General features: G+C 47.7%; 13 protein-coding genes and 1 riboswitch. Of the genes, 3 read left to right on the plus strand and 10 right to left on the minus strand.

Going from position 1 to position 19,577, the window contains the following annotated elements; all coding sequences use genetic code 11:
* The first annotated feature begins 77 nt into the window (after positions 1-77).
* Positions 78-2,369, plus strand: a complete 2,292-nt coding sequence (gene metE, locus PV783_RS10965) for a 5-methyltetrahydropteroyltriglutamate--homocysteine S-methyltransferase (protein WP_420987975.1) — start codon at positions 78-80, stop codon at positions 2,367-2,369.
* Positions 2,370-2,389: 20 nt separating this feature from the next.
* Positions 2,390-2,773, plus strand: a complete 384-nt coding sequence (locus PV783_RS10970; protein ID WP_079468697.1) for an acyl-CoA thioesterase — start codon at positions 2,390-2,392, stop codon at positions 2,771-2,773.
* 64 nt (positions 2,774-2,837) lie between these two features.
* Here the strand turns inward: PV783_RS10970 and PV783_RS10975 are convergent, their stop codons facing one another.
* The 9 genes from PV783_RS10975 to PV783_RS11015 all read right to left on the minus strand — a co-directional run bounded on the left by PV783_RS10975 (position 2,838) and on the right by PV783_RS11015 (position 15,861).
* Entirely contained in the window at positions 2,838-3,785 is a 948-nt protein-coding gene (locus PV783_RS10975) for a hypothetical protein (RefSeq protein ID WP_079468696.1), read from the minus strand.
* Positions 3,786-3,809: 24 nt separating this feature from the next.
* The gene (locus PV783_RS10980; protein WP_420987976.1) at positions 3,810-4,961 is read right to left on the minus strand and encodes a YncE family protein; all 1,152 of its coding nucleotides are present in this window, start codon (positions 4,959-4,961) and stop codon (positions 3,810-3,812) included.
* Between the two features lie 5 nt (positions 4,962-4,966).
* Positions 4,967-6,985, minus strand: coding sequence for a TonB-dependent receptor (locus PV783_RS10985; protein WP_420987977.1), 2,019 nt, complete (start codon positions 6,983-6,985; stop codon positions 4,967-4,969).
* 120 nt (positions 6,986-7,105) lie between these two features.
* Positions 7,106-7,313: riboswitch (cobalamin riboswitch) on the minus strand.
* 342 nt (positions 7,314-7,655) lie between these two features.
* A complete protein-coding gene (locus tag PV783_RS10990; protein WP_420987978.1) occupies positions 7,656-8,129 on the minus strand; it encodes a nuclear transport factor 2 family protein in 474 nt (157 codons plus the stop codon).
* 37 nt (positions 8,130-8,166) lie between these two features.
* Positions 8,167-8,580, minus strand: coding sequence for a hypothetical protein (locus PV783_RS10995; protein WP_420987979.1), 414 nt, complete (start codon positions 8,578-8,580; stop codon positions 8,167-8,169).
* Positions 8,581-8,835: 255 nt separating this feature from the next.
* Positions 8,836-9,612, minus strand: coding sequence for an endonuclease/exonuclease/phosphatase family protein (locus PV783_RS11000; RefSeq protein WP_420987980.1), 777 nt, complete (start codon positions 9,610-9,612; stop codon positions 8,836-8,838).
* 21 nt (positions 9,613-9,633) lie between these two features.
* Positions 9,634-11,292: a RagB/SusD family nutrient uptake outer membrane protein gene (locus PV783_RS11005; RefSeq protein WP_420987981.1), complete on the minus strand. Its 1,659-nt coding sequence runs from the start codon at positions 11,290-11,292 to the stop codon at positions 9,634-9,636.
* A 2-nt stretch (positions 11,293-11,294) separates the two neighbouring features.
* Complete coding sequence (locus PV783_RS11010; protein ID WP_420987982.1) at positions 11,295-14,657, minus strand: TonB-dependent receptor; 3,363 nt, start codon at positions 14,655-14,657, stop codon at positions 11,295-11,297.
* 55 nt (positions 14,658-14,712) lie between these two features.
* The gene (locus PV783_RS11015; RefSeq protein ID WP_420987983.1) at positions 14,713-15,861 is read right to left on the minus strand and encodes a FecR family protein; all 1,149 of its coding nucleotides are present in this window, start codon (positions 15,859-15,861) and stop codon (positions 14,713-14,715) included.
* A 188-nt stretch (positions 15,862-16,049) separates the two neighbouring features.
* Between PV783_RS11015 and PV783_RS11020 the strand changes: the two genes are divergently transcribed.
* Positions 16,050-16,634, plus strand: a complete 585-nt coding sequence (locus PV783_RS11020) for a sigma-70 family RNA polymerase sigma factor (RefSeq protein WP_111580550.1) — start codon at positions 16,050-16,052, stop codon at positions 16,632-16,634.
* A gap of 30 nt (positions 16,635-16,664) precedes the next feature.
* On the opposite strand, the gene PV783_RS11025 is transcribed toward PV783_RS11020, so the two are convergent.
* Positions 16,665-19,568 (minus strand): glycoside hydrolase family 2 TIM barrel-domain containing protein, encoded by a 2,904-nt coding sequence (locus tag PV783_RS11025; protein WP_420987984.1) that lies wholly within the window; start codon positions 19,566-19,568, stop codon positions 16,665-16,667.
* Positions 19,569-19,577: the final 9 nt, after the last annotated feature.

Below are 19,577 nucleotides of genomic sequence, written 5' to 3' on the forward strand. Positions count from 1 at the left end.
TATATATCTTCTCAAAAACATTGCTGTACTATATAAAAGAGCGTGAACGTCATGTATCACCTTTTAAACAATCAGTAATGATTATCCACAACTTAGGCTATCCGAGGATAGGTAGCCAGCGTGAATTGAAAAAAGCCTGCGAAAGCTACTGGACAGGCAAAATTACCCTCGATGAATTACAGGCAACCGCCCGTAATATCCGTTTACAAAACTGGGCATTGCAGCAACAGAAAGGGATCGACTGGATTCCCTGCAATGATTTTTCCTTCTACGACCAGGTGCTGGACACTGCCCTGATGGTAGGCGCAGTACCACAGCGTTACCGCACCTTACAGGAAAAAAAGATCGGGGAAACAGACCTGCTTTTTGCCATGGCGCGTGGCTACCAGCGCGATGGCGATGATATCACCGCAATGGAAATGACGAAATGGTTTGATACCAACTATCACTATATCGTTCCTGAATTTACAGCCGACCAAACATTTCATTTCTTCTCCCGCAAAGTAACTGACCAGTTCCTCGAAGCAAAAAAAGAAAACTATGCTGCCAAGCCGGTGATCCTCGGTCCTGTATCTTTCCTGTTACTCGGAAAAGAGAAAACGGCTGGCTTCAACCGTTTATCACTGATTGATAAACTGCTGCCGGTATACCTGGAAGTGTTGTCGCAGCTCACCAAAGCCGGCGCTGAAGTAGTGCAGCTCGATGAGCCCTGCCTGTCGCTGGACCTGGATGAAGCGGCCCTGCAGGTATTTATCGATACCTACGCGCAAATTCACGCGGCCTTCCCGCAACTGCATATTCTCCTGGCTTCTTATTTTGAATGCTATGGAAAGAACCTGCCGGTAGCGCTGGCATTGCCGGTGCAAACCTTGCATCTCGACCTCGTGCGTTGCCCGTTGCAACTGGATGATATCCTGGAAACAGCCATTGCCAATACTTCTTTACACCTCTCGCTGGGCGTAGTGGATGGCAGGAATATCTGGAAGAATGATTATACACGATCTTTACAGCAGATACAAAAGGCAGTAAGCGTGTTGGGAAAAGACCGTATTGCCATTGCGCCTTCCTGCTCATTGCTGCATGTGCCGTGCGACCTTGATAACGAAACAGCCCTTTCTCCCGAAATTAAAAACTGGATGGCCTTTGCCAAACAGAAATTGCAGGAGCTGAAAGACCTGCGTGATATCGTGAACGGCAACACTGCATTGCTGGATACCAACAAAGCGGCTATTCATAACAGGGCCACGTCGCCACTCATTCACCGCAAGGAGGTGAAAGACCGGGTAGCGGCATTTACCGCCGCAGATGCACGCAGGAACAGCACGTTCCCGGTACGTCAAAACATCCAGCAGCAACAGTTTGGACTCCCGCTGTTTCCTACTACCACTATCGGGTCGTTCCCACAAACGGATGACATCCGGCAGTTAAGGGCGCGTCTGAAAAAAGGAGAGCTGACTACCGAACAATATGAAGCCGCCATTGAAAAAGCCACCATAGAAGTGATCCGCTGGCAGGAAGAAATTGGCCTGGATGTACTGGTGCATGGCGAGTTTGAGCGGAATGATATGGTGGAATATTTCGGGGAACAACTGCAGGGATTCCTGTTTACAAAAAATGGCTGGGTACAGAGTTACGGCAGCCGTTGTGTAAAACCACCGGTTATTTTTGGAGATGTAAGTCGCCCGGCAAACATGACCGTGCGCTGGAGCAGCTTTGCACAGGCGCATACCGATAAGCTGATGAAAGGCATGCTCACCGGGCCTGTTACCATTTTGCAATGGTCTTTTGTAAGAGACGACCAACCGCGTTCCACCACCGCCAACCAGATTGCATGGGCGATCCGTGATGAAGTAGTGGCGTTGGAACAGGCAGGCATTAAAGTGATCCAGATAGATGAACCGGCTATCCGGGAAGGCTTACCTTTGCGTAAAGAAAACCGCGCAGCCTACCTGGAATGGGCGGTACAGGCGTTCCGTATTTCCGCCAGCGGCGTAAAGGATGAAACGCAGATTCATACGCACATGTGTTACAGTGAATTCAACGATATCATTGAGCATATTGCCGCAATGGATGCCGATGTGATTACCATCGAAACTTCCCGCTCGCAGATGGAGTTACTGGATGCCTTTGCCGGGTTTAAATATCCTAACGAGATAGGACCCGGCGTATACGACATCCATTCTCCCCGCCAGCCGTCTGCGGAAGAAATGATTTCACTGCTGGAGAAAGCCGCTGTTACGCTGCCAGCAAGGAACCTGTGGGTAAACCCTGATTGCGGTTTGAAAACCCGTAAATGGCCGGAAACAAAAGTGGCATTGTCGAATATGGTCCGGGCAGCGGAAGTGATGCGCGAAAAAGCATCTTTATAAAAAAGAAAAACAGTACAAACATGACTATAGAAGAAAAAATTCTTCATTCGGAAACCCGGATCTTTAAAGCCGTATTTCCCAGTACTACCAACCATTACGATACGTTGTTCGGCGGCACGGCCATGTCGCTCATGGATGAAGTGGCGTTTATTACGGCTACCCGTTTTGCGCGTAAAAAAATGGTGACGGTATCTTCCGGGAAAATAGATTTTAACCGGCCCATTCCGGCGGGTACCATTGTGGAACTGATCGGAAAAATAACCGAAGTAGGCAATACCAGTGTTAAAGTGCTGGTAGAAATATACATTGAAGAAATGTATTCCTATTCACGGGAAAAGGCCATCACCGGCACTTTTAGCCTGGTGGCCATTGGAGAGGATAAGCTACCGGTAAGCGTGAAGTAGTCAAAAAAGAAAGAGGGGGCGCTTGTAAACAAACGCCCCCTTCTTTTAGATTATTCACGGATATTTATTCGAGGTTAAGATCTTTTACGCCCAGTACTTCTGTGGAAATTTCTCCTAGCCATCCTGCTTCTGCACGGATAGCCGTATGTACTTTTATAAAGTTGATCCCGGTGAGTTTCACCGGTTTACCGGTTTTATCTACTGCCCAGTCCAGTTTTATTTTCGCATCACTATCATCATTCGCGTGGTTATCTGCATAACCCCAGGAGAAAGCGGGCGACACATAGTAAGGAGAGAACGGATCGCTGGAAGTATTTTTGATGTTGAGATCTGTCAGTTTAGTACCGGTAAAAGTGATGCTGTCGCCTTTCCACTGCGGGTAATATGACTGATCATGAAATACATTTTTTGAGAGGTAACCGGTATGCCCCTGGTTGTCTTTCCAGCGGATATACTCTGTATCGCTGGTATACGGATCATCCGGATTAGTAACCCTGTCTTTTGCTTCGTTAGGTTTATAGTAAGTGATCTGGTAGTTCTTTACCGTTTTGGAACTGTTGTATTCCGAACCGGCAATTTCATACCATTCATCATCGGGTAAACCGTTTTTATTGGCGTCTACAGAAACAGAGATAACGCCGGGTTCTGCAAACTGGTTGAAAGCATTGCCTAATACGATGAAAGAATATTCGCCGGGTACATTTTTAATGGTATGGTCAAAGCCCATTACTACATAGCCACCGAACCCGCCGAGGGAAATCATGTTTTCCTTTCCCAAAGCAGCCAGTGCGTAATCAGCCATTTGTTTGGCAGAATCGCCTTGCTTCCATACGGGCAGTTCGTTGGTAAATTGTCCGGGTGCGGGGAAGTATTCAAAAACTTTGGTCACCTTGTTCAGGAAAGGACCGGTAGGCTCCGGATCTTCTATGGGCGGTGTTACGTCTTTATCCTTTGAACAGCTGCTTACCATAACAGCGATGAACGTGGCGGCGAGTAGAAATTTACTTTTCATTTGTATAGATTTAGTTGGTTATGATTATTTGGTTGCAAAAACAAATGCAATGTGTGCAGGTATTTCGCCCGTGGTGACAGACCATTTCTTTTTGCCCGCTTTATCAAAGCAGTAAAGGGTTCCGGAAGACACGTAGTCCTTCGCATCCGTTACAAGAATTTCTTTGGTAGCCGGGTTTACCGCTACGCCGTAAGGCATCCGGATGGATTTATCCGTACCATCGGTAATGAAATTTGCGTTTAACACCGTTTCTGTTTTTACGTTTACCATGTTGTAGGTGATGGTCCATTGACCGGTGTTATAACTGAAAACAGAGCCGTATACATAAGCGGTGTCGCCGGAAATGCACAGGTTGCTCACCGGGATATCAAATTGTTTCTTTACCGCATCTGTTTTGGTGTCTATCACAAAAAGGCGGGATGGTGTATTGTAATAATCGCCGCGGGAAGTCACATAAATATCGCCATCGTTGTCGGCCTTGAGACGGTCGAGGTTAATAGCCACATCAATCTTTTTTATCTCTTTAAAAGTATTCAGGTCTATTACCGACACGGTGCGGTCATAATCAGGTGCGCGGTAACCGCCGGAATTGGCTACATACAGCTTATTGCCTACCACGGCCATTTCTTCCGGTTGATAGCCCACAATTACTTTGCGGGTAATTTCCAGTGTAGCCGTATCTATTTCTGCCACAAAACCGATGGGGGCGTTGGGCTCTACCACTACCGGGCCGGCATAAGAACTAACATATGCTTTGCCGTTGGCGAAAGTTATATAGCGGCAGTTGAGGATGTCGATTTGTTTGATCCGTTTGGTGCTGGCTGCATCCATCACTTCTACCTTATTGGAAATGTTGATCACTGCATACAATTTTGTACCGTATGCTTCTATGTCATTGCCTACATCGCCCAGTTCCTTTACCGCAGTGGGATTGGCAGTAGCATAGATATTACTTTTGTAGACGCCTGTAGTATAATCGTAATAATCCAGGGAGGCTTTATTACTGCCCATATTGCCTTCGTTCAGGAGATAGAATCCATTGAGCAGAGATCCCGGTGTGGCCGTATCTACCGGCGTTACTTCGGGCGGAACAATCCTTTCTCCTTTCCGGCATCCGGTGATGGCCAGTGCTGCCAGGGCGGCCACCCATACTGCATTCCTTAATTGTTTCATCATGTTTATTAAATATTCACGGTTAAGATGAAGCGGTAATTCCTTCCCGGCATGGGGTAGCTGATCACCACTTCATAGAACTGGTTGGCGAGGTTATTCACCTGCGCCGTTACATGGAACCGGGTATGTTTATAATTGAATTGTTTACCCAGTGAAAGATCGCTGGTATACCAGGGTTCCACGTAGTTCTTTAACTTATTTTCCTTGCTGTTGTATCTTTCCCCGGTATAGATGAAGCTGTAGTTGGCTTCCCATTGTTTATAGTCGGCGCCGAGTATGAGCGAGCCGCTATGACGGGGAATATAAACGATCTGATCGCCGTAGAAGCTGTCGGACGGATCGGTGAAATCCTGTGCGCGCTGGTAGGTGTATGTGAGGCGTGTACTAAACTGCACCTGTTTTTTTATAAGCCACAGCGCTTTTGCTTTTACATCCACGCCTTTTATTTTTACAAATCCCAGGTTCTCCATTTGCCAGCTGAGCATGCTGGCGCCGGGAACGGCTACTATCTTATCATTTACTTCGTTGTAATAAGCGTCTGTTTCAATGCCTGCCTGTGTGATCCAGCTGTTGGCAAAGGTTTTATTCCAGGTGAATCCCACATCGTATTGTGTGGCGAATTCCGGCTTCAGGAAGCGGTTGCCGATCTCGGTATAATACAGGTCGTTAAAAGTAGGCATGCGGAAGATCTGTTTGTAAAACCCGCGTAGCCGGAAATCCGGCGAATTCGTGGGTTGCCACGAAACAAATACTGCCGGTGTAAATTTCTGCTGGTATGGCGCCGATGCATTTTTCTTTACTGTTTCGTTTACGAAGGTACCCAGCAGGCTGGCCTGTGCGCTGAAGCGGTTGAAGCTGATATTTGTGGCGGCGGCAGTCAGCGTTGTATAACGGGTAGGGTAGCTGAAGTTGGTAAGATCGGCATCCAGGCGGTTCCATTGAAAGTCGCCGGAAGCCGCGATGGTCCACCAGTTGGTGAGGGCATACTGGTGCGCCATTGAGAAATACATTTCATATTGGCGGTAGTGGTTATCGATATAAAGCCGGGCGGTATCCGGCGCCAGGAAGCGCGTATAGTCGTAAGCGTATTTTCCGTTCAGCAGGATGCTGTAACGTTTGGTGATATCTTTCCGGAAGGTGGATTGCACAAAGATGTTCTGATCCCATTGGCGGTCCACATGCCCGAATACGCCGTTGACGATGAATCCTGGCAGCCCGCGTTCCGACTGGTAATAATACACTTTGGTGCTCCATTCGCCGCCATTCAGCAGGCCATTGAATCCACCTTCCACACGCACGGCATTGATATCGCCATTCTTCCGGTAAGCGCTGGTATCATATACCAGGTGCCCGTTTTCATCGCGCTTCTGGTAAGAAAATTTATACCTGCCGGTTGCATTGATCCATTCGGTGCTGAAGGAGGCAGAAACTTTGCTGCTGATCTTTTGCTGCCACAGCAGGGATGGGTTGAACAGGCCAAAAGAACCGGTTTTTATGGTGCCCCTGAGATGTGTTTTTTCTCCGGGTGCAAATTTGGGTTTGAGAGAAGTGAGATAGATGGCGCCGGCTGATCCAAAGTCTTTCGCGGGCTGGAATATGTTACTTTTCTGCCCGTTGTACAGGGCAATTTCTTCCATATTATCCAGCGAAAACCGGCCCAGGTCTACCTGGCCATTCTGGGCGTTACCCAGTTGGATGCCATCATAAAATACGCCTACCTGGTTAGTGCCCATGCTGCGGATATCAACGGTTTTGAGTCCGCCGATACCGCCATAGTCCTTTACCTGCAACCCGGCGAAAAAACGGATTGCATCTGCCACGGAGTGACTGCCCAGCCGCTCCAGTTCTTTCGCCTGCATTTTCTGCCCGGGGCTTACTTCCCTGGCAGTGCGCGGCGCTGTAACGGAAACCTCCCGGAGGTCTTTGGATGTTACACTGTCGGCCTGTTGTGCAAAGGCAGCAACTACTCCGCAGAGTAATAGCAGCAACATCCCGGCGGCTTTCGCCGGTGTTTTGAAACGCATCATTCCCAAGCTTGTTAATGTTCCATCAACAGCTTTCGCAATAAGAAAAATAATCAGGAAAGAGACAAGATACGGGGGATACCCGCAGATTGAATTTATTCCCAAGCTTCATTCCACGAAAGCTTAAAAAATCAGTCGTATGGCAGGTATTCTGACTTATCTCTGCTTCAGGCGACCTTCCCATTGAACGTTCAACAGTGGTCTGATTGGCGATGCCTGAGCATTGTATGAGACTTACAGCAGCGGGACTGTCCGGGATTTTCACCCGAGTTCCCTTTTAATCAGGCATATCCGGAATGGACATACCTGAACCATAGCGGGGCAAAAGTAGGTTATTATTTGATCGATTCAAAACATGGGACAGATATCCGGACGGCAGGCAGCTTGCCGGTATCTGAACTGATCATGTGGAAACCTGCATTCACCAGTTCTTCGAAATTATGCCATGTTGGGTTGGTGGGGAAACAAATCCGCCGTTTTTGCCGCTTTTTGCCGGATTATGCCAGGCGCTTTTTATTGATAGTGTATGGGGAGTGTATCATGAGTGTATGGTGAGTGTATGGGAACAGTATGGGGACAGTATAGGGACTGTATGGGGAATACGATGCATAGACGACTCCTAAGTATCCAAGAAGTATCTGAGAAGTATGTGAGAAGTATGGAGGGAGTAATATCATCTCCCGGCGGCAGCTGCTTCCTCGCAATTATCTTTACGCCTGGTATCAATGAGATACTGGATCTTCCATCCATCGGGGAGCTTCACCATTTGAAAGGAGTCCACCCCGCAGTGGGAGAACTGTCCTTTGAAAAAGAAGCGGTAGGGCGTCCATACGGATGCCAGCCGGCCATCTATCAGGATGCTGCCAAACACGATACGCTCGTCGGCCGCATTTGCAGGCAGTCTGCGTATAAATGACGTAAATTCACTGATAGGAGTGGTAAGGACAGTATCCTTGCCCGCTTTGTTTTCCATTACAGACTGCAATATCGCCCCTGGTGTGAAACAGGCGGCTACCGCAGCGCTGTCTGAATTATTCATGGCCGTGAACAACTGGTTAATAGTGGCTTTCACCGCTTCTTCCTGCGATTGGGCATAGAGTGAGGTGCTGACGATGGTTAGTAGGAGGCTGAATATAACAGGGCGCATTTTTTTTCTTACAATATACTGAATTGTTCCTGGTGCGCTATGGGATGATTCCTTTTTCTTTTAAAACATCTTCCTCGTTTTCATGGCTAACATACATGATTATTTTGAGAGCATCATTAACGTGATATAAAATGTAAGTAATCTCAAATTCAATGATCTCACTTGGATTTTTTGAGTAAACAGCTCCCCACCTCACCAACGCCCTGGTGTAATATTCCCCCATCGGAGATGTTTCTACTTTAATGACTTTCATTTCCTGCATGCCAATCTTCCGGTTAAATTTAAACATCTCTTCCAGCCATTGCATGAACTTTTCATCGTTTTTGAAAGTCATGTTTCCTGATGGCCCTGCGGCCATAAAGTTCTCTGCATAGCAGTTGGCGATGATACCGGCGTTGTTGGCTAAGGAGGCACGACCATATGCAGTGAAGAAGTCTGTGAATGATGTCATAACGGGGAGTTTTTTGAGAGATTGGATTTATGTTTTTTGTACAAAGAAATATCAGAAAAAACTAAAACGGTTATAAAGAGTAGAAATTTCGTCGGAGGTAACGATTGGCTCATTCGATGAAGAATGTATTACATCGCCCAATTACGACATATTTTCGACAATATGTGTCGTAATACCTGGCTTTACGACACATAAGAAGTATGGGAGAAACAATAAAGCCGCATAAACCCTAAGATTTACGCGGCCTGAAATACATTACTTTATAACAATCTCCGCTACCACCGGCAAATGGTCCGATGGATACGGCTCATTTACCACACTACTGCTTTTCACCGCAAACTCCGGGGCGTTCGTCCACATAATGTGATCAATCACCCTATTGGGGTTGTTCACCGGGATGGTGAACCCGCAACCAGTACAGGAAGGAGTGAACTTCTTCAGCAATACCTGGTAAGAAGCGCTTTCCGGTTGGCAATTAAGATCGCCTGCGAGAATGAAGGGGATCGATTTGGCGGCTGCAATTTTGTTGATCTCAGCTGCCTGTTCATCTCTCACGGCTGCATTACTAACATCCATATGGGTGCATGCGAAAACGAATTTTTTGCCGCTACGTAAAGTGATATTTGCCAATGCTACTACGCGGTCTTCACTGGCGGGATTCGCTGTTTCCGGCAGGTGTATGGTTTGCGTACCGGTTAAAGGAAACTTCGATAAAATGGCTACGCCGTATTCGCCGCCATCATGATCAATGGCTTTGGCAAAATATACCTGCATACCGGTTTTGGCGGCCAGCTGTGCGGCCTGGTCAATACTGCCGGAGCGTTTTGTATTTACATCCACTTCCTGTAACGCTACCAGGTCGGGTTGTTGGCCGTTGATCACATTGGCAATGGCATCTACTTCAATTTCACCTGTTTTGCTCTTTGTAGGAGGATTACAGTGGTGAATATTATAAGTCATGATCCGGAGAGTATCGCTTGCCGATGCTTTGTAAGAACAGGCACACAACAGGATAAAAGAAAATATTTTCATGATGTATGTTTTAGGTAAGCATTATTCCCAGCCGGGATTTTGTGGTCCGAGTGCAGGATTGCGTTGCATTTGGGTCAGCGGAACCGGGAACAGGTAGTGTTTCGGATCTACAAACTGCCTGCCGGTCATTACAATAATATAACCGTTGGCATCTGCCGCCATATTGCTTACCTGTGAGGGCACTGCGGCCAGTGATTTCTTCATCCCCTTCACATCAGCGGCCAGCAGGCTGCCCTGTTTCCAGCGGATGATATCGTACCAGCGTTGTCCTTCACGTGCCAGCTCAATCCTTCTTTCTCTCCGGATCTCTGTGCGCAGATCCTGACCATTGGCAGCCAGTTCTGTGAGCATCATTCTCTTCATGCCAACCCGGTCGCGGAGTTTATTGATGCTGAGGTCTATGTCGCCCTGTGTGAGCGTACCCTGTTCCATTTTGGCTTCTGCATAGGTTAACAGCACCTCTGCCAGTCGCATTACATGGATATCATTCTGATCTTTACTTACCTGTGAAACGGTGCTTACTTCTACGTATTTGGTGTAGTAATAACCGGTGATGGTAACGCATCCCAGCTTATCAGACACAAATTTTGGTGCAGTAAAAACAGCAGGATTGGTATTAGCCGGGTTACCATCTCTTTTACCGCCCCAGGTAGCGCCGGGTGCAAGAATGGTTTGCTTCATGCGCGGATCACGGTTCTCAAAAATATTAGCATAGGTATCTTCCTTGTACAGCGGCGATTTATCGATGGTAAGTCCATCACTGCAAAGATACGCATCCACCAATGCTTTGGTAGGATTGTAGCGGGAAGCCTGGTCGGGTACCTGCGATTCACGGCTGATGTTGTGCATACTTACATCGGTAAGATTGATGCGGGCGGCAATGGTTTCTTTATTTGCGCCGGCACTGAGTTTACCTTTGTAAGTGAACAGGTCGTAGTAGTCCTGCGCAGGTTTGCCTGTGCTGTAAAGGGTGTATACGTTGAGGTCCATTACATCTTTGGCTGCTTTTTCGGCTATATCCCAGCGACTGTCGTACAACGCCATGCGGGCTTTGAAAGCAAGTGCGGTGCCTTTGCTGAAGCGTCCCAGCGTGGGGCCGGTCTGGCGATCCTTTTTCATCATGCCGGCGGCTTCTTCCAGTTCGGACAGGATAAAGTCGATGATCTCTTTGCGTTTGTTACGCGGGCCATACAGTTCATCAATATTCAGCGGTTTGGTTACCAGCGGAAGATCGCCAAAGTAAGATACCAGGTTCATGTACATGTAAGCCCGGATGGTTTTGGCTTCGCCGGCCATCTGGTTTTTTATTTCCTGTGATACGCCGGTGGCGCGCTCGTAATTGGCAAGGAATACATTACACTGGCGGATACCGGTGTACTGACTGCGCCATTCTGCATCCACTGCGGAGAGGTCGGGACCGAAGTTGCCGCTGCCAAAGATACGGTAGGTATCTCCGGTGGAAGAGTTGATACTGTTGTCTCCCATCTGGTCCATTGCCACGGTATTATTGTTCTTCACGTTGGCATAAAGCCCGTTCAGCGCCAGTGTCAGCTGTTCTTCTGTTGTCCAGTACGTTTCATCAGATATAGCATCCAGCGGCGTACGGTCAAGGAATCCTTTCCGGCAGCTGGTAGATGTTACCGCTAATAACACGCAGGTATATAGCAATATCTTTTTCATAATTATTTAAAATTGATGTTTAAACCAAATACAAATGTTTTCACCTGTGGATAGAAACCACCGCTGCTCACCGGTGTTTCCGGATCATATCCGTAAAAGAAGTCGGAAGCAGTGAACAGGTTGTCGGCAGAGAAATAAAGCCTGAAGCGGTCTATCCTCAGCTTTTCGGTAAGACTTGCAGGAAGCGTATATCCTACCTGGATATTTTTTAACCGGAGATAGGAAGCATTTTCGAGCCAGAAGGTCGACAGGCGCTGGTTATACGAGTAACCATAGGCAAGCCGCGGATAGCTGGCGCCAGGATTTTGAGGCGTCCAGCGGTCGAGGTGGATCGGCTGCGGATTGGAACCATCGTTAATAAAAGCATGACGGGCAGCGCTTGTGATCCATCCATCTGCTTTGCCTACTCCCTGTAAAAAAAAGCTGAAGTCAACACCTTTGTACGCAATATTTCCTTTAAAACCATAGGTATACCGGGGAATAGCGCTGCCTATCACCTGGCGGTCGTCTGCTGCGGTGATCTTTTTATCATTGTTTAAATCCTTATAAATGATATCACCCGGCATCATAGGATAGCTGGCATCATAGGGAAACAGCGGCGTGTATTTGTTGGTAGCGGCATCGTAAGAGTAATCAGAGATCTGTGAAATACGGTCTGCCACAAAGCCATAAAACGCGTCAATCGGCTGACCCACTGTTCTGATCTGGTCGGCAATAGTGGCCGGCGCATTGCCTAAGCTTATCACCTCATTCTTTACATCAGATAAATTTCCGCTTATGCCGTAGCTGATATCACCGATCCTGTCCTGCCAGCCTACCATCAGCTCCCATCCTTTGTTGCGCACTTTACCGGCATTCTGGTAGGGGTAGCTGCCATTCATGCCAAGTACATCCGGCAACGGAACCCGGAGGAGAATGTCGTTGGTGTTGTTGATGTAGTAATCTGCCGTGAGGCTTAAACGGTTGTTCAGGAAGGTGAGATCCAGACCGATGTCCTGTTTGGTCATGGACTCCCAGGTGAGCAACGGATTGGGAATACCTGTTTGGCGGTAACCGATAGTCAGCACATTACCGATAGGCATAGTCGCAACGGAACTGATGGAAGAAAGATATCCAAAGTCATCCTGCACTTTATCATTACCCTGCGTACCATATGATGCCCTGATTTTACCAAAGTTGATAATGCCTTCCAGTGATTTGAAGAAAGGTTCTTTTGAAAATACCCATCCTGCCGATCCGGAGAAGAACCAGTTCCAGCGCAGGTCTGCGGCGAACCGGGTAGATCCGTCGTAGCGGAAGTTACCTTCCAGCAGGTATTTGTCGCTGTAGGCGTAATTCACCCGGCCAAACATGGATTGCAACGCATTCTGGCTGCCATCTGAACTGTTGAGCGGGTTGAGTGTACCGAGGTTGATGCTGCCCAGATCCTGCGTAGGCAGATTGGTTCTGCTGGCGGTGAAATTACGGCTCACCGTTTCTTCAGAAGAAGCCGCAGCCAGTGCTTTTACGTAATGTTTTCCTGCAAAGGTTTTTTCATATTCTGCCATCCCGATTACGGTCTGGTAGAGAGAAGTATAGTCCCGGTTGTCAATCTTGTTAGGATTATTGGTCTGGTAAATCAGTGAATTATCTTCGGGACTATAGTAGTTAATAGTTTTTGTAAAGATCTGTCTGAAAGAATTACTTTTCACAAGACCATACTGCCCTTTTAAGCGAAAGTCTTTTGTAATATTCAGCGTCGCCTGGATGTTACCGGTAATTTCCTGTGAAGAGAAATCATTGGTGCCGCCATCTGTTACAAGAGCAACCGGGTTCACCGAACCGCCAAGATATCCCCAGCCACCGGTAGTAAATCTTACCGGTACCAGCGGAGAGATCTGGTGGGCTGATTGGATAGGGCCGCCTGTACCACTTACATCGGCGCTGGAACCGGTTTGGTTCCGGTCGATATAACCGAGGTTGGCATCCAGTTGAAGAATATCGAACAGCGTGGTATTAATTCTTAAACGCACATTGTGTCTTTTGGCGTTGTAGTTGTCGCCGGTAATAAGGCCGCCCTGTTTCAGGAAGCCGTAAGACAGGTAATAGTTAATATTATTGGCGCCACCGGAAAGGTTCAGCGTATGGTTTTGCTGTGGTGCGCTGGACTTGTACATTTCTTCCAACCAGTTGGTATTGGCGTAATAATTCGGATCGCTGCCGTTTTTGGCAATATCAATTTGTTCCTGCGTATAGGTAGGATTATTGCCCGCATTCACTTTGGCTTCATTCAGCAACGTCATGTAATCCACGGAACCCAGGAAAGTAGGTAACGCAGTAGGTGTTTGTACGCCGAAATAATTGGTATAGGTTAAAGAAGGCTTGCCGCTTTTACCTTTTTTAGTGGTAACAAGAATAACGCCGTTAGCGCCACGCACCCCGTAAATAGAAGAGGAGGCCGCATCTTTAAGCACGGAAACTGTTTCAATATCGTCAGGGTTCAGGATACTGAGGTTGCCGCCGGGAATACCGTCTACCACTACAAGCGGACCGGCATCATTGAGCGTACCGATACCGCGGATACGGATTGTATTTTCATCGGAACCGCCGGGAATGGCTGTGGCATTGATCACGGTAACGCCGGTCATTTGTCCCTGCAATGCTGAAACAACGGAGGTAGCCGGGCGGCCTTTGAAGTCTTCGCTGCTCACCATACTCACCGCACCGGTAAGGTTGGCTTTTTTCTGCGTGCCATAACCTACCACTACTACCGCATCCAGGCCCACCGTAGATGGCTTCAGGCGGAAGTTGTAGTCCTGTTTACTATCTGCCGTAATAATAATTTCTTCATATCCCAGCATTTTTACAGACAACTTTTCACCCGGATTCATGGCAATCTTAAATTCACCCTTGTCGTTGGTGATAGCTCCTTTATTGGTGGTTTGATTCAATATCCTGGCGCCGGGAATAGGAATACCTTTTTCATCGGTAACGGTACCGGTTATTTCTTCAGCTACCACCACCGGTGTGGCCTTTCTTTTAACAACAATGGTGTTGTTGTTGATCGTGTAAGTAAAAGGCTGTCCTTCAAAGCACTTGTTTAATGCCTCTTCCAGCGTGGCATTCACCAGGGTGAGCGTTACCGGCCGGGCATCTGCCAGCATCTCTGTGTTGAGCAGGAAATTGTAACCGGTTTGTTTTTTTATCTCTTTAAACACCTCCCTCAACGGGGTTTGTTTCTCAGAAAGATTTACCCTTTGCGCATAGGTAACCGCGCTTACCTGCAAAGAGAGAAAAATAACAAGAGAGAAGGAGAGCTTGACCATCCTGAGTTTCTCCCATGACAGTAGACCTGCCTTTTTCAAGGCATGAGCATTACGCTTCATAAATAAAGTTTTGTTTACGAATTATTGACCTGGCCGATATGTTGTGGACGATAGGTTAATGAATGACAGTGATTTTTCCTGCTTCTATTTTAAATTGTACTGTTCCTGTTAATGCCAGCATATTTAATACTTCTGTAACATTTTTAAAACGGGAGATACTACCCGCAAAAGATAATTTCTTTGTGCCACTGCTATATTCGATATCCACGTTGTACCAACGTGAAATTTTACGCATGATGGATGTCAGGTCTTCATCATTAAAAATAAAATAGCCATTCTTCCATGACATTACCTGTTCTATATCTGCTTTGTTCACCTTAAAACCTTTACTCCCGGTAAATACTCCTTCCTGTCCGGGGGTTAGTGTCACTTCGGCTGCCCGGTCGTTGCGCAGTCTTACTTTTCCTTCCAGTAACGTAGTGTTTATAGTGGCTTCATCCGTGTATGCCATCACGTTAAAATGCGTACCCAGTACTTCTACCTGCATTCCTTTTACTTTCACTATAAAAGGCTGCTGCGGGTTATGCGCTACTTCAAAATAGGCTTCTCCCTCCAGTTCTACCATTCTTTCTTTACCTGTGAACTGGATAGGGAAACGTATTTTACTGGCGGCATTCAGCCAGATCTTACTGCCATCCGGCAGTGTCAGGTTGTATTGCCCGCCCCGCGGAACGGCCAGGGTATTAAATACTGCCAGGGAAGTTGTTTGTGGTTTATCCGCCAGCTGGTAAATCAACTGACCGTTGCCGGACTTGTTCACCGTGGTATTACCCTGCGCTGCTATCTGCCCTTCTGTGGCCTTATTCAGCTCTACTTCGCTGCCGTCGGCCAGGATAAGCACGGCCTTATTGGTACCGGGTGGAATGTCCTGTTTTAATACGGGTGTTTTTTCAATTGCTACCGCCAGCGGTTTGTTCCGTTGCGACAGGTGGCCGTTAAAATACAGGAAGCCGGATGCGGCCACCAGCAACACTGCTACTGCTGCCGCTACCGCTTTCCAGGGGAACATCCGTTTTACGTTCTCTTCCCGTGCAATACTTGCAGAGAGCCTGTTGTATATTTTTTCTTTTAAGATTTCGTCGGAATGAGCTTCATCGGAAAAACAAAAGTCATCCTCATACTGCTGCAGCCGGGCCAGTTCTTCCGGGCTGCAATCCCCTTTCAGGGACCTTTCGTACAGATCAAGGTATTCTTCTTTTGTCATCACAGGCGATTCATTTACTCTATAGAGACAATTATTTTCCCTAACACACCTACTTTTTAAAAAAAAGAGTATTTTGTCAGGGAAGGAAGCACCAACAGGTGTTACAGTGACAATCAACCAGGATCAATTCCTTGATATTTCATCTTAATTTAACACGGAGGTAATTTTATTTTGTCAATTTTTGTGACATGATTAGGTGGGATGCTAACACAGCAGATGCTGATTTATGGCTTGCAGTCAGAGACGGTGAAAAAACAGCGTATAACCTGTTGTTTAACCGTTATTGGGGAAAGATGTATCAAACCGCCAACAACATACTAAGCGATCCGGAAGCAAGCGAAACAATTGTGCACGATGTATTCCTCACGTTATGGCTTAAAAGAGAAGAACTACAGATTAATCACTTTCGTAACTATATCATTTCTGCTACCCGCTATCACGTATACCGCGTGCTGAAATCGAGAAAAGTATTCCAGGTAGTAGAAGCCGAAGAACATATGGCAGCCATCGGTAATGCTGCTGAAGAAAAAATAGAGGAGCAATCTTTCCGCCGGCAACTGCACGCTTCCCTCAGCAATTTACCAAAACGCAGTAAAGAAATTTTCCTGTTGAGCAGGGAGGAACAACTCAGTAACCAGGAAATAGCAGAACGTTTGAATATTTCCAAGAGAAGCGTGGAAAACCAGATCACACATGCGCTGCAACACCTGCGATTGTATCTCAAACATTTAATGATGGTGGGAATTATGGTGCTTCCCACCTTTCTTCATTAAATGGTTTTACCCTGTAAACAGGTGGAGCAGCTACCTCTTCCCGTATAACTGTATTTCCTTCACTGCTATCCTGCTGCTTTCAGGCTGGATACCGGTAATAAGATAACGGACATACCTCACCGCTGCATGATCGAAAAGCACCGGCTGATAATTTTGACCGGATACCCGTTCTGTATTCTTTACACTTACCCAGTCGCTGCCATTGGCGGATACCGCAATGCTGTAAGTGTACCAGTCGCTGTCTTTTCCCCACACTACGCGGCTGCCGCTCAGCTGGTATTCATTTTTCAGATCCAGGGTGATGCTTACAGGAATACTTCCCTCGCCGGATACCCATCCTGTGGCGGTGTTGCCGTCGATAACCGCACGCAAACCATCATCCGCAGGTTGCACAAAGCCGGCTTTGCCGGTGAGCTTAATCTCCTGGAGTTGTTTGACAGGGATGGTGTCTGTATAGTTCGCCGCCATTGTTTTTTTATCTTCGTGTATCCATTGCCGGCGGGCGCCATCTTTTACGTATTCATACGGCGATGCGGTTGTTTTAATCACCTTGCTGCCGGGAGCCATGCCGGCGCTTTTTACATTGATCTGTATGTTTCCGGCAGTGGCAGCGTGACGGATAACACCATACGCAATACCTCCTTCTGTTTTCTGCAAAGCGATACCTGCTGCCGGAATATTTCCGCCTATGAGAGTGCCTTGTCCTGATACGCTGATCTGAACAGTATAGGATTGCCCGGCGGTTTCGTTAGATACAAGCGTGCCGTTGCGGTCGCATACCTTCACATAAAAAGGTGTCATAGAAAAGCCGTCGGCAACGGAAGCCCCAGCATCTGCCGGAATTTCAATTTCGAGGTGATGAGGCGTGCCGGGTGTTTTTACAATATGTGTGCAGGTAGCTTTCCCATCCAGGATACCGATGGCTTTCAGTTCCCCGGGCTCGTATTTGCCGGTGTGGAAAACAAAGTAGGGGTTGCCGCCTTTAGCCGCTACAAAAGGTGCGGTACGGGCGTTTTGCTCCCTGGTTATTTCACCGCAGAATTTGTTGTTCCGGTAAAGCTGTACGGCGTCGCAGTTGGAGAATATCATGATCGCGCTATCCAAAGCCGGCTGGTTGTTGTAGCTGCCAATATATACCATAGGACCATACGCGGGATTGCGGGCATCCTGCATGGCCTGGAGCTGGTAGTAACTGAATTTTTCATAGCGGTCAAGATCGGTAACGCCGCTGAAAGCGGTGATAGGATCGGAGCCGCGGGTGTAATCGTTGTAGCTCCATACAAAGTAGCCGCCTATCCTGGAATTGGCATCCAGTCCGCCGTGATCCCAGTAGCCGCCCAGTGCTTCAGACGTTTCCCCGTTCAAGGCATTTTGCCGCAGTACGCATTGGTTGATCAATCCTTTTTCCGTGTACATCCTGCTGGCACGCAGGCTGTTTTCTTTTTCCGCATCGGCCATCCAGGTATCGCCCCATTCACGGGTAATAAACGGGCGTGACGGCATAGGATCGGAGCCATCTTCATTGACTACTTTATAGGAAACGTTGTAATGATCTTTACTGCGTGCATTAAAATCGTCGGCTACAAACAGCTGGTTGCCGGGCATTTCCTCCCGTGCCGTTTGCACAGCCTGCTGCATCCATGCTGCCGTGGCAGGCGATTCATTGAGTGACGTTTCCCACAGGAAAACGGATGGGTGGTTGCGGTCCCGGCGGATCATCTCGCGTATGTCGCGGTAAGTGTTTGCAACGAACAGGGAATCTTTGGAGAAGAACTGCCATCCGGGCTCGCACGCAATCACCAGCAAGCCTGTTTTGTCGCACGCATCCAGGAATGCGGGGGAGGCGGGATAATGCGCAGCGCGCACCGCATTAAAGCCTCCTTTCCTGAGCTGAAGGGCATCGCGGTATTGCAGGTTATCTGTTGCTGCGTCGCCGGTGTATTCGTATGCCTGGTGCCTGTTAGCGCCACGCAGGTATAGCTTCGTTCCGTTGATATAAAAGCCGTCGGCAGCAAAGGCAATGTTTCGTATGCCCGTATACGTGATAAGGCTGTCCACCGGTGCATTGTCTTCATAAACAACGGATACCAGGTGATACAGGTAAGGATGATCGGGATGCCATAAATGAGGTGCGCTCACGGTAAGCGATTGCCGGATATCCGCATCTGCCTGTGCAGGGATATGCTGCTCACTGGCTGCTGTTGCTACCGGCATACCACTGGCATCTACCAGCGTTGTTTTCAGCGTGGTATGTACCGGTTTGCCGGAAGCATTCACAATATTGGTTTTTATGGCAACAGCCGCGGCGTCGCTGCTCACCGCAGGGTAGGTGATAAACACGCCGCCACCGGCTACCTTATTGGCTTCCAGCGGATGGGAGATAAACACTTTTTCAGTAACCACCATCGACACATTCCTGTAAATGCCGCCAAAGTAGTTGAAGTCGAGCTTCGACTGTGGCTTTCCCGGTGGGATCTGCGGGTTATCTTTATTAGATACCCTCACTGCCAGCACATTATCTTTCTCAAAGTTCACATACCCGCTGATGTCTACCACAAAGCCCATATAGCCGCCTGTATGGGTAGCTATTTTGTGGCCGTTGAGATATACATCAGCAGTGGTTTGCACACCCTCAAAACAAATGGTGATCCTTTTATTACGGGAGGAGGGGGGTACTTTAAAATATCTCCTGTACCAGCCAATGCCCTGGTATACCGCATTACCGCCGTTATGCTTTTTCTCAATACGCATTACATGCGGGATGCTGACGCCCGACCAGTTTTTATCATTGAATGTTAGCTGCTCCGCGCCGGTGATATCGCCTCTTTGAAAGGCCCAGTGGGTATTGAAGTTAAGAACGGTCCTGGTTTGCTGTGCGTACGAGGTGAAAGGAAGCATAAAACAAACCAGCAAACCGGTAATGAAACGATACATGTGAATACT

The sequence above is a fragment of the Chitinophaga sp. CC14 genome (genome assembly GCF_048957795.1).
In the GTDB taxonomy this organism is placed as follows: domain Bacteria; phylum Bacteroidota; class Bacteroidia; order Chitinophagales; family Chitinophagaceae; genus Chitinophaga; species Chitinophaga ginsengisegetis.

What these genes read in the sequence shown, in the direction of transcription:
- PV783_RS10995 (WP_420987979.1), bottom strand. Translation starts at nt 8,580, where the DNA reads ATGACATCATTCACAGACTTCTTCACTGCATATGGTCGTGCCTCCTTA.
- PV783_RS11000 (WP_420987980.1), bottom strand. Translation starts at nt 9,612, where the DNA reads ATGAAAATATTTTCTTTTATCCTGTTGTGTGCCTGTTCTTACAAAGCA.
- PV783_RS11020 (WP_111580550.1), top strand. Translation starts at nt 16,050, where the DNA reads ATGATTAGGTGGGATGCTAACACAGCAGATGCTGATTTATGGCTTGCA.
- PV783_RS10985 (WP_420987977.1), bottom strand. Translation starts at nt 6,985, where the DNA reads ATGATGCGTTTCAAAACACCGGCGAAAGCCGCCGGGATGTTGCTGCTA.
- PV783_RS10975 (WP_079468696.1), bottom strand. Translation starts at nt 3,785, where the DNA reads ATGAAAAGTAAATTTCTACTCGCCGCCACGTTCATCGCTGTTATGGTA.
- PV783_RS10970 (WP_079468697.1), top strand. Translation starts at nt 2,390, where the DNA reads ATGACTATAGAAGAAAAAATTCTTCATTCGGAAACCCGGATCTTTAAA.
- PV783_RS11005 (WP_420987981.1), bottom strand. Translation starts at nt 11,292, where the DNA reads ATGAAAAAGATATTGCTATATACCTGCGTGTTATTAGCGGTAACATCT.
- metE (WP_420987975.1), top strand. Translation starts at nt 78, where the DNA reads ATGATTATCCACAACTTAGGCTATCCGAGGATAGGTAGCCAGCGTGAA.
- PV783_RS10980 (WP_420987976.1), bottom strand. Translation starts at nt 4,961, where the DNA reads ATGATGAAACAATTAAGGAATGCAGTATGGGTGGCCGCCCTGGCAGCA.
- PV783_RS11015 (WP_420987983.1), bottom strand. Translation starts at nt 15,861, where the DNA reads ATGACAAAAGAAGAATACCTTGATCTGTACGAAAGGTCCCTGAAAGGG.
- PV783_RS10990 (WP_420987978.1), bottom strand. Translation starts at nt 8,129, where the DNA reads ATGCGCCCTGTTATATTCAGCCTCCTACTAACCATCGTCAGCACCTCA.
- PV783_RS11010 (WP_420987982.1), bottom strand. Translation starts at nt 14,657, where the DNA reads ATGAAGCGTAATGCTCATGCCTTGAAAAAGGCAGGTCTACTGTCATGG.
- PV783_RS11025 (WP_420987984.1), bottom strand. Translation starts at nt 19,568, where the DNA reads ATGTATCGTTTCATTACCGGTTTGCTGGTTTGTTTTATGCTTCCTTTC.